This window comes from Sulfurivermis sp. (genome assembly GCF_059410345.1).
In genome coordinates this window covers 17,335-27,533 of sequence record NZ_JBLJDO010000026.1, presented here as the reverse complement: position 1 = coordinate 27,533, position 10,199 = coordinate 17,335, and the positions used below count along the sequence as shown (strand labels likewise).

At 64.5% G+C, this 10,199-nt stretch carries 11 protein-coding genes; 10 read left to right on the top strand and 1 reads right to left on the bottom strand.

Going from position 1 to position 10,199, the window contains the following annotated elements; genetic code table 11:
* From ACMV8A_RS14480 to ACMV8A_RS14455, 6 genes are all read left to right on the top strand, one after another.
* The coding region (locus tag ACMV8A_RS14480; protein WP_495326590.1) for a hypothetical protein at window positions 1–458 on the top strand (458 nt) is incomplete at its 5' end.
* Between the two features lie 108 nt (window positions 459–566).
* Window positions 567–1,097, top strand: a complete 531-nt coding sequence (locus ACMV8A_RS14475) for a peroxiredoxin family protein (protein ID WP_495326589.1) — start codon at window positions 567–569, stop codon at window positions 1,095–1,097.
* A 210-nt stretch (window positions 1,098–1,307) separates the two neighbouring features.
* Window positions 1,308–2,081: a sulfite exporter TauE/SafE family protein gene (locus ACMV8A_RS14470; RefSeq protein ID WP_495326588.1), complete on the top strand. Its 774-nt coding sequence runs from the start codon at window positions 1,308–1,310 to the stop codon at window positions 2,079–2,081.
* An 8-nt stretch (window positions 2,082–2,089) separates the two neighbouring features.
* A complete protein-coding gene (locus ACMV8A_RS14465; RefSeq protein ID WP_495326587.1) occupies window positions 2,090–2,395 on the top strand; it encodes a hypothetical protein in 306 nt (101 codons plus the stop codon).
* 56 nt (window positions 2,396–2,451) lie between these two features.
* On the top strand, window positions 2,452–3,621 hold the full coding sequence (locus ACMV8A_RS14460; RefSeq protein WP_495326586.1) for a trans-sulfuration enzyme family protein: 1,170 nt from the start codon (window positions 2,452–2,454) through the stop codon (window positions 3,619–3,621).
* 31 nt (window positions 3,622–3,652) lie between these two features.
* On the top strand, window positions 3,653–4,786 hold the full coding sequence (locus ACMV8A_RS14455) for a cysteine desulfurase family protein (protein ID WP_495326585.1): 1,134 nt from the start codon (window positions 3,653–3,655) through the stop codon (window positions 4,784–4,786).
* A gap of 36 nt (window positions 4,787–4,822) precedes the next feature.
* Here the strand turns inward: ACMV8A_RS14455 and ACMV8A_RS14450 are convergent, their stop codons facing one another.
* Entirely contained in the window at window positions 4,823–5,410 is a 588-nt protein-coding gene (locus ACMV8A_RS14450; protein ID WP_495326584.1) for a hypothetical protein, read from the bottom strand.
* Between the two features lie 438 nt (window positions 5,411–5,848).
* Between ACMV8A_RS14450 and ACMV8A_RS14445 the strand changes: the two genes are divergently transcribed.
* From ACMV8A_RS14445 to ACMV8A_RS14430, 4 genes are all read left to right on the top strand, one after another.
* Entirely contained in the window at window positions 5,849–6,301 is a 453-nt protein-coding gene (locus ACMV8A_RS14445) for a ligand-binding protein SH3 (RefSeq protein WP_495326583.1), read from the top strand.
* A 236-nt stretch (window positions 6,302–6,537) separates the two neighbouring features.
* On the top strand, window positions 6,538–7,650 hold the full coding sequence (locus ACMV8A_RS14440) for a YeeE/YedE thiosulfate transporter family protein (RefSeq protein ID WP_495326582.1): 1,113 nt from the start codon (window positions 6,538–6,540) through the stop codon (window positions 7,648–7,650).
* Between the two features lie 9 nt (window positions 7,651–7,659).
* Window positions 7,660–7,908: a sulfurtransferase TusA family protein gene (locus ACMV8A_RS14435; RefSeq protein WP_495326581.1), complete on the top strand. Its 249-nt coding sequence runs from the start codon at window positions 7,660–7,662 to the stop codon at window positions 7,906–7,908.
* A 19-nt stretch (window positions 7,909–7,927) separates the two neighbouring features.
* Complete coding sequence (locus ACMV8A_RS14430) at window positions 7,928–10,144, top strand: putative bifunctional diguanylate cyclase/phosphodiesterase (protein ID WP_495326580.1); 2,217 nt, start codon at window positions 7,928–7,930, stop codon at window positions 10,142–10,144.
* The last annotated feature ends 55 nt before the right edge of the window (window positions 10,145–10,199 follow it).

Sequence of the window (10,199 nt, the reverse complement as noted above, 5' to 3'; positions counted from 1 at the left end):
GGTATGGCGCGTCCTTCACCTTTAATCAGCGCCTGCCGGACCAGACGCGCGCCTTTTTCCAGGGCCGCGGTTTCCTGCCGGAACAGGCCGAACCGCTGGCGGCGGACTGCGTATTCCAGGCCATCATCCGCAACGGCGCGGAGGCCGCCGCCCCCCTGACACTGAACCTGACCGAGTGGCGCGTCACCCCCGCCGGTGGCAGCGCGCAGCCGCTCAAGCTGGAGGCGGAGTGGCAGGAGCAATGGGAACATCTGGGCGTCAGCCAGCCGGCGCGCATCGCCTTCCGCTGGGCACTGTTCCCCACCGAACAACACTTCGCACCGGGCGACTGGAACATGGGCATGATCACCCTCGGCCTGCCGCCCGGCAGCCGCTTCGACCTAGAGGTGGTATGGCGCAGTGGCGCACAGGAAAAACGCCAACGCTTCCCCGCCATGCAGTGTGCCACCGATCAATGAACACGCTGCCTCGCGTAGGGGCCCTGCCGCGATGGGTCACACGGACTAGCCGCTGACCTATCGCGCCAGAAACACATCTACAACAATCGACGACTGGAGTATTTCCTGATGAATAGCCCCTACCTGTTGCGTCCCTGGCTGTTGCTCGCCATCCTGCTGCTGCCGCTGTCCGCCTCCGCCGCCGATAAGTTGCCACAGACCCTGACCCCGGTACCCGACCTCCCGTCGGCACCCGACTTCGCCCTGCAGGATGTGGATGGCAAGACCTGGCGCCTGTCCGAACTACGCGGCCAGCCGGTGATCGTCAACTTCTGGGCCACTTGGTGCCCACCCTGCCGCGAGGAGATGCCCTCCATGCAGCGCGCCTGGGAACAGTTGCAGGTGGAGGGCGTGATGATGTTGGCGGTCAACGTCGGCGAGAGCGCCGATACCGTTTTCCAGTTCACCGCCAACTACCCGGTGGACTTCCCTCTGCTGCTCGACCTAGACAGCGCCGTGCTCGGCCAGTGGCCAGTCCGCGGCCTGCCCGCCACCTTCGTGGTCGACGCCCAAGGCCGCATCGCCTACCGCGCCATCGGCGGGCGCGAGTGGGACGATCCGCAACTGCTGGCGCCAGTATTGAGACTGCGCGCCCATTAAGCCCGGTGCTGCGTCGGCGCCCGCTGGGACAGCGCAACCGGCGCATACGCCCGCCCCCTCTGACCCACGCTGCAGCTCAACCTGTTCAGCGCGATCAACATCACCATATGCCAAGCAACCGCTATGGATCCCATCCCACCCGAAACCCCTTGACTAATATTCAATTGATCTATTGAATATATTGCACATCCATTTACTGGAGCGCGCATCATGACTCTCAGTGCCATCCTGGCTGGTCTTGCCACCGGCATCGTGCTAGGCATCTTCGGCAGCGGCGGGTCCATCATCACCACCCCGGCCCTGCTCTATTTGCTCCAGGTGGAACCCAAGTCGGCCATCGCCATGAGTATGGGAATCGTGGCGGTGACCGCCACCATCACGGCCCTGCAGCACTGGCGCAACGGCAACGTGAACCTGACGGTGACGGCGGTATTCGGGCTGTTCGGCATCTTCGGCACCTACGCCGGCGCCCGTCTCGGGGTGATTACCCCGGTTATCATCCAGCTCACCCTGTTCGCCCTGGTGATGTACGCCGCCGCCTGGAAGATGCTCACGCCAGCACGACCGCACCGTTCGGTAGGTGCGGCGGTGGCCAAAGTTAACGAGGGGTGTTCCTCGACCCGCTGTCTGAGCCACGTCGCCCTGCACGGCATCCTGGTGGGCGTGCTGACGGGGCTGGTGGGAGTGGTGCGCGGTTTTTTGATCGTCCCGGCGCTGGTGCTGCTGTCCGGCCTGTCCATGAAGCAAGCCGTCGGCACCTCGCTGGCCATCGTGGCCGTGAAGTCCTACGCCGGCTTCGCCGGCTATGCCGGGGCAGTGCCCATCGACTACGGCCTGATGGCGGTGTTCACCGCCGTGGCCATCGCCGGCAGCTTCGCCGGTACCCATTTTGCCAGCCGCGTTTCGGGCGAGGCGCTGAAAAAAGGCTTCGCCGTATTCCTGATGCTGGTGGCCAGCTACATCCTGCTCAACAACGTCCTGTGAGGTCCGCCATGGAAATCACCCTGCTGCTCAACGCCCCGCCCGGTGGCCGTTGCCGCCTCTACCAGGCCTACGCCGCCGCGCTCGCCGAACATGCCTCCGCGCGCTGCGACGAACTTTTCGGCCGGCTGCCGCAACAACCGGAACTGCACGCCCCTGCCATACTCATCAACGGCCGGCCGGTGACCCCGGCCGACGGCGTTATCATCTCACCGCAGGATCTCGGCCGCGTGCTGGGTGAGCTCCACCCCGACGCGCCGCGGCTGGAGGCGATCCTGGACGAGGTGCTCGAACGCTGTATGCAGGAGTGGCACTGAACAAACCGCAAGGTGCGCGGTGCGTGCCCTGGATCGATGCTGCAGGAGTGAAGTTGATGGACGACGACAACCCTGGACTTTCCACCCGTTGCGTGCACGCTGGCGAGTTGCCCGATGTCCATGGCAGTCCGCACACGCCTCTGTACACCACGACCACCTTCAAATTCCCCTCCACCGCCGACCTGCTCGACGTGGTGGACGGACGCAAGCCGGGCAGCCTGTATACCCGCTACGGCTTCAACCCCACCATCCAGAGTCTGGAAGCGAAACTCGCCAGCCTGGAAGGGGCGGAAACAGCACTGGCCTTCAGCTCCGGCATGGGCGCCGAATCCGCGCTGTTTCTGGCCCACGGCCACCGCGGCATCGTCTGCATCGGCGATGCCTACGGCGGCACACTGGAACTGCTCGCCGAGCAGTTGCCACAACTGGGGATCCGGACAGCATTGTTGCTCGGTCATGAACTGGAACGGCTCGATGGCCTGCTCGCCGACGGCTACGGTCTGGTGTTCCTGGAAACGCCCACCAATCCGCTGCTGGAGATCTTCGACCTGCGCGTGCTGGCGCAAAAGGCCCATGCCCACAGCGCGCTGCTCGCAGTGGACAACACCTTTGCCTCACCGGTGAACCAGCAACCGCTGGCGCTCGGCGCCGACTTCGTCGTGCACAGCGCCACCAAATATCTCGGTGGCCACAGCGACCTCACCGCCGGCGCATTGATGAGCCGTGCGGAACTGATCGGCCCGGTGTTCAACTGGCGCAAGAACCTCGGCACCACACCGGCGCCGGAGGTGTGCAACCAGCTGGCGCGCAGCATCCGCAGCCTCACCGTGCGCGTGCGCCAGCAGAATACGAGCGCGCAACACATCGCCGAAGCGATGGTGAGTCACCCGCGGGTGAAACGCGTGCTCTACCCCGGCCTGCCTAGCCATCCCGGCCACGCCGTGGCCGCCGGGCAGATGAACGGTTACGGCGGCATGCTCACCATCGAGATCGACGGCGATACGGCCGCCGCCAGCGCTGTGGCGGATCGCCTGAAGCTGTTCGCCATCGCGCCGAGTCTAGGCGGCGTCGAGAGCCTGATAACCCAGCCGGTCACCACCACCCACCACGGCCTCACCGCACATGAGCGCGCGCGCCGCGGCATCAGCGGCGCCATGCTGCGCCTGTCCATCGGGCTGGAGGATGTGGAGGACCTGCTCACCGATCTGCGGCAGGCGTTAAGCTGAACCGTCACCGGCTATGCGGACCACACTAAGCATGATCGCCCCCATCTACCTCGACTACAACGCCACCACCCCCATGGCACCGGAGGTCTTCGACGCCATGGTACCGTTCCTACGCGAGCATTTCGGCAACCCCTCCTCGTCGCATCCCTACGGCCACCGCGCGGCGGAAGCGGTGGCACAGGCGCGCAGCCAAGTCGCCGCACTGCTCAATGCGCAAAGCGATGAGATCGTGTTTGCCGGCTGCGCAACCGAGGCCAACAACCTGGCCCTGCGCGGCGTGGCGCGCGCGCTGCGCCACCAGGGGCGCCACCTGATCATCTCGGCAGTGGAACATCCGTCGGTGCAGGCCCCGGCCGAGCGCCTGCGCGCCGAGGGCTGGGAGGTGGCTGTGCTGCCGGTGGACACATACGGGCGCGTGGCGCCGCAGCAACTGGCCGCGGCGTTGCGTGCCGACACCGTGCTGGTGTCGGTGATGCACGCCAACAATGAAGTGGGCACGCTGCAGCCCATCGCCGAACTCTCGCGTCTGGCACACGCCGCCGGTGCGCTGTTCCACACCGACGCGGCGCAATCCATCGGCAAGGTAACAGTGGATGTTGATGAACTGGGTGTCGACCTGCTCACCCTTGCCGGCCACAAGTGCTATGCACCCAAAGGTGTCGGTGCATTGTATGTGCGCCGCGGCACTCCCCTCGCTCCGGTGCTAGTCGGCGCCGGGCAGGAGCACGGCCTGCGTCCCGGCACGGAAAACGTGCCGCATATCGTGGCCCTCGGCGCAGCGGCACGCATGGCCCGCACACGCCTGCCGCAAGCGGCGGAACAACTACGCCGCCTGCGCGACGCACTGCATGCGCAATTGAAAACCACCATCCCCGGCCTGCAGCTCAACGGCCATCCGGAACAGCGCCTGCCCAACACGCTGAATATTTCCTTCCCCCGCGTCAGCGGCCGCGACCTGCTGGCCCGCACGCCGCAGCTCGCCGCCTCGGTGGGCTCGGCCTGCCATGCGGAAGGGGATACGGTCAGCGGCGTGCTGGCGGCCATGGGGATGGACGCCGCACGCGCCCGGGGTGCGGTGCGGCTGTCGCTGGGACTGGCCAGCACAGCAGATGAAATCACCGCAGCAGCACACGCCCTGACCGAGGCCTGGCTCGCTCGGCCCTGAATGCCGCCCCGAAGGGGACACGCCTCACCACGGGCATTACGGCAGGCGATACTCCACCAATACCTGCTCCACCTGCACCATCCCCTCGGTCACGCGCCGGACGAAGAACTTCAGCTGCGGCGCGTACCACAGGGTGATGGTCAGGTTGTCGCCGCTGGAGCGGATGCGGAAGGTGTCGAAACGGCCGGCCGGCACCTCGATGGTCTCGCGCGCCTCGACGGTCCAGGTGCGCTTCTGCTCCGCCTGGCTGCCGTCGCGGCGGGTATAGAGAAAGCTCGCCGGCCAGGACTTGCCCACCCACAGCGGCGAGGACAGCTGGCCGTTGTGGGGAAACACCTCCTGCATCTTGCCGTGCAGCATGGTGGCCATCCAGCTCCTGGTCTCGCGGTCATAGAACTCGAAACCGGCGTTGCTGATCAGACGCACCACCAGGCGCTCGCGGTACGCCGTCTCATCCACCACCGTCCAGGCCAGCCGCTCGCGCTCTCCGCCGGTGGTCTTGTCGAACACCAGCCGCGTCCCCGGTTTGGGAAAGCCGACCTCCACCTGTTCCCTGGGCTCGGCCGCCACTGCGCCGCCCCACAGACAAAGCACGAGCACGAACAGCGTCCGCACGATAGCCATGATGCTTGCTTCCCCCTTTATGCAGGAGTAGTAGGTCCACCAAAACGATATCCGGTTCGCATGACCTAAGGAGGGTCTGAATAAGTCCATCCTGGACTTCTCAGCCCACGCGAATCGAAAAATGTGATTTTCGATTCGCTTCATTTTCCAACGACTTATCGTCGTTGAAAAATGGCGGCACATCCCTGTGCCGCGGAAGCTCTGAACTTATTCAGAGCTTCCCTAATGCCATCGGGGCAAGCTTTTGTAGCCCCCGCCATGCACCACGGATGCATCATCCTGCGTGGGTTTTCAAGAAAACCCATTGATTGAAGTCAATTTCCATTTGCACCAAGTATTTTCTATCCATTACTTGATTATTTTTATCAGGCATATATATTAGCATTTAAGTAGGTTATTAAGTGCCTACAACCCATTGTTCCTGATAGGAGGTGCATCATGGCCGGTAGCCTGATTAACAATTTCCCCCACGATGGCGTGGTCACCATCAATCGCGTGATCCTCAAGCCCGGGTATTCCGTCGACGACTTGCAGGAACGTGTCGCCCTGCTGTGTGAAAACGTGAAGACCTATCACTCCACCACCGGCTTCGTCGGCGGCTTCGTCGCCCTCAACAGCGGCGCCGTCTCCAACGAAGGCTCCACCATCGGCCAGGCGGTGGCAAGCCCGCTCAAGGGCAAAGAGGCGCTGATCATCACCTTCTGGCGTTCCTTTGCCGAGCATGAGGAGTCGCACAAGTCGCCCACCTTCCAGCCACTGTTCAAGGAGGTGCTGGAGCTGTGCGAGAACGGCAACGAGGAGATCGCCTACGAAATGCTGTGGTCCGGCGCTGCCTATGATGCGGAGGCCGCCCGCCAGGCCCAGGAGGCGAAGGAGAAGTACGCAGCGTAGTCATACCCACATCCGCTGCCGCAGCCTCCGGTGGTCGTATGACTACCGGAGGCTGTTTTATTGACCGCACAAAATGTACGTCGTTGGGCCGGCTTCAGCCAACCTGCCGCGAGGCCGAAGGGATGGCGGGCCACAGCCCGCCCTACCTACATAGATAAACATCCGCCTCCTGCACTTGCCCGGCGCAGTAACCGCGTATTACAGTCCCCCGTCAGCCACCACATAACTATAAGCCGATGGGCGAATCTCCCTTCCTGCTGATTGCACTCACCTCCGCCATGGCCGGCCTGGTTGCCGGTTTTGCCATGCATCGCTCCGACTTCTGCGTCACTGCCATGTTCCGCGACCTGTTCCTGCTGCGCGACTTCTTCCTGCTGCGCATGCTGGTGTTGCTGGTGGTGGTGAGCATGCTGGCCTTTGAGCTGGGCCGCGCCGGCGGCCTGCTCGGGCCCTATCCCTTCCCCCTGCTCGGCCCCGGCTCGCTGGCCACCCTCATCGGCGGGCTGCTGTTCGGCATCGGCATGGTGCTGGCAGGCGGCTGCGTGGTCGGCACGTTGTACAAGCTCGGCGCCGGCAGCGTGGTGGCCGCCGTCGCCTTCCTCGGCCTGCTGGCCGGTTCGGCCTTGTATGCCGAATGGCATCCGTGGTGGAGCGCCTTCGCCCAAGCCACCCGCGTCAGCCCCGCCATCACCCTGCCGCAGTGGCTGAATGTCGCGCCGGCGGCGCTGATCCTGCCGCTGGCAGCCCTCGGCGCCCTCTATCTGTACCGCTGCCAGCGCCGTGGCCTGCTCACCCGGCCCGGCTATGCCGCCGGCCACATCCCGCCCTGGCAGACGGCCCTGCTCCTCAGCGCGGTAGGTTTTGTTTCCTGGCTGCTCATCGGCATGCCGCTGGGCATCACCACCTCCTACGCCAAGCTGGGCGCCACGGTGCAATCGCTGTTCTGGCCCGAGCATGTGGCCGGTCTGGCGTACTTCCAGGCCCAGGGCCTCGACTACACCCCGCCCTTCGCCGACGTCGCGGTACGCGGCGGCGCCGGTCCGCAACTGGACGCCATCGCCGCCATCCAGTATCCGCTCATCGTCGGCATCCTCCTCGGCGCGGCGGTGTCGGCCCTGTTGGTACGCGAGTGGCGCCTGCACTGGCGCATTCCGCCGCGCCATTACGCCTCCGCCCTGCTCGGCGGCCTGCTGCTCGGTGCGGCCGCGCGCATGGTACCCGGCTGCAACATCTGGCACCTGTGGGGCGGTGTGCCGATCCTCGCGGTGCAAAGCCTGCTGTTCCTGCTCGGCATCCTGCCCGGTGCCTGGATCGGCAGCAAACTACTCGTCCGTTTCGTCGTGCGTTAGGGGAACGCCATGGATCCGGTAAACAGCATCCACCTCGATATCAGCGGGCAGATCTGCCCCTCCTGCCTGCTGCTGACGCTGAAGGAACTCAACCAGCATGCCGCCGCCGTGCGTGCCGGGCAGACCGAGATCGTGGTCACCACCGACGACCGCCAGGCCACGACGACGATTCCCGATGCGGTGGGCAAGATGGGCTATGCCGCGGAAGTCACCCGGGTGGATGCGGGCTACCGCATCCGCGTGTGCGCCAAGCGCTGAGGCCGAACAGGAAGACGACGTGGATTACCAGGCGGAATACCTCAAGACCATCGGCTATATCCGCGCCAAGGTCGATCAGATGCTGCAACTGATCGGCACCCTGCCACTGCGCCCGGAGGAGCTGGACGACAAGACCCTCATCGACCTGGACCCCATCGGCATCGTCGCCGAGTCCTTCGGCCAGGTACTGGCCCACCTCAAAGACACCAACCAGGAACTCGATGTGGCGAAGCGGGAGATCCGCGCCATCTTCGACTCCATGGATGCCGCGGTGATCGTCTTGAATGACGACGGCACCATCGATGACTGCAACCGTCAGGCGCGGGAATGGATGTTCCAGGGGCGCGACTTCGCCGAACTCATCGGCCAGCCCCTCGCCGCCGTATGCGTCTGCAGCAACCGCATGCAGGCCGGCATGGCCAGCGGTGCAATGCCGGAACAGGAGTTTTATTTCAACGGCCGGCATCTGCAGATCGTCGCCTCGGACATCCATGACGAGCAGCGGCAGCGGGTAAAGAAGGTCTTCATCTGCTTCGACATCACCCGGCAGAAGACCACCGAGGCCAGCCTGCAGCTCTACGCCAAGGTGTTTGCCAACACCACCGAGGGTATCGCCATCACCGACGGCAACGCGCGCTACCTCGAGGTCAACGACGCCTTCTGCCGCATCACCGGCTACCGTGCCGACGAGTTGCTCGGCAACACCCCGAAGATCCTCCAGTCCGGCCGGCACGAGGATGCGTTCTACGCAGCGATGCGCCAGGCGCTGGAGAGCAAGGGCTCCTGGCAGGGCGAAATCCTCGATCGCGCCAAGGACGGCCGCATCATTCCGCTGCTGCTGACCATCAACGCGGTATACGACGCCCAGGACCAGCTCAGCCACTACATCACCATCGTCACCGATATCACCTCGCTGAAGGAAACCCAGACCCGGCTCGACTTCCTTGCCCATCACGACCCGCTTACCGAACTGCCCAACCGCCTGCTGTTTACCGCGCGGCTGGAGCACGCCATCGAGCGGGCCGCGCGCGACCACGATATCTTCGGTCTGTTATTCATCGACCTGGACCGCTTCAAGACCATCAACGACAGTCTCGGCCACCAGTTCGGCGACCGTCTGCTCATCGAGGTCGCCAAACGCCTGCGCAGCCTGGTACGCAAGGCCGACACCATTGCCCGCCTGGGTGGCGATGAATTTGTGGTATTGCTGGAGCGGCTCCACATCCCCGGTGAGGCCACCACCCTGGCCCACAAGATCGTCACCGCCATGCGCCAGCCCTTCGTGTTACACGACAGCGAGTTGCACGTCGGTTGCAGCATAGGCATCACCCTGTACCCGGAAGATGGCACCGACGCGGTGACGCTGCTGAAGAACGCCGACACCGCCATGTACCGCGTCAAGGACGGCGGCCGCGACGGCTACCGCAAGTTCAGCCAGGACCTGTCGGAAGCCGCCGATGAAAAACTGACCCTGGAAAACGCCCTGCGCTTGGCCGTGCGCGACAGCCAACTGGCACTGCACTACCAACCCATCATCGATCTGCAACAGCAGCGCATCATCGCCGTCGAGGCCCTGGCGCGCTGGCCGCATACCGAGCGCGGCATGATTCCGCCCGACCAGTTCATCCCGCTGGCGGAAGAAACCAAGCTGATCCTGCCACTGGGCGCCTGGGTCGCCCATGAGGCCGTCACCCAGTTCGTGCGCTGGCGCATCCAGGGGATTGCACCGGACTACATCTCCATCAACGCCTCAGGCATGCAGCTGTTCCACCCCGGCTTCGCCGACATGCTGTTCGAACTGCTGCGCCTGCATGAGGTCGATGGCAGGCACCTGCAGGTCGAATTGACGGAGAACGTGCTGTTGCGCGATATCAACTCCTGCCGCCACGTCCTCGAACGCCTGCGCGACCATGGAGTGCGCATCGCCATCGACGACTTCGGTACCGGCTACTCCTCGCTCGCCTACCTCAAGCAGCTTCCCATCGACGACCTGAAGATCGACCGCTCCTTCGTGCGCGACATCCCGGGCGACACCAATGATTGCGCCATCGCCGAGGCCATCATCGGCATGGCGCGCAATCTCGGCATGGAGACGGTCGCCGAAGGCGTCGAGAACAGGGAGCAGGAAGAGTTCCTTATCCGCGTGGGCTGCAGCAAGGTGCAGGGTTACCACTATGCCAAGCCGCTCGCCGCAGCGGATTTCGAGCGGTTCCAGCGCCAATTCAGCGCGCCATAACCCCGCCGGCGGCGACAGCGCACGGCGTTGGCGCATGGTAAACTCCGCCTTCATT

Coding starts and splice junctions, on each gene's coding strand:
- ACMV8A_RS14460 (WP_495326586.1), top strand. CDS start 2,452: ATGGACGACGACAACCCTGGACTTTCCACCCGTTGCGTGCACGCTGGC.
- ACMV8A_RS14455 (WP_495326585.1), top strand. CDS start 3,653: ATGATCGCCCCCATCTACCTCGACTACAACGCCACCACCCCCATGGCA.
- ACMV8A_RS14465 (WP_495326587.1), top strand. CDS start 2,090: ATGGAAATCACCCTGCTGCTCAACGCCCCGCCCGGTGGCCGTTGCCGC.
- ACMV8A_RS14435 (WP_495326581.1), top strand. CDS start 7,660: ATGGATCCGGTAAACAGCATCCACCTCGATATCAGCGGGCAGATCTGC.
- ACMV8A_RS14470 (WP_495326588.1), top strand. CDS start 1,308: ATGACTCTCAGTGCCATCCTGGCTGGTCTTGCCACCGGCATCGTGCTA.
- ACMV8A_RS14445 (WP_495326583.1), top strand. CDS start 5,849: ATGGCCGGTAGCCTGATTAACAATTTCCCCCACGATGGCGTGGTCACC.
- ACMV8A_RS14475 (WP_495326589.1), top strand. CDS start 567: ATGAATAGCCCCTACCTGTTGCGTCCCTGGCTGTTGCTCGCCATCCTG.
- ACMV8A_RS14450 (WP_495326584.1), bottom strand. CDS start 5,410: ATGGCTATCGTGCGGACGCTGTTCGTGCTCGTGCTTTGTCTGTGGGGC.
- ACMV8A_RS14440 (WP_495326582.1), top strand. CDS start 6,538: ATGGGCGAATCTCCCTTCCTGCTGATTGCACTCACCTCCGCCATGGCC.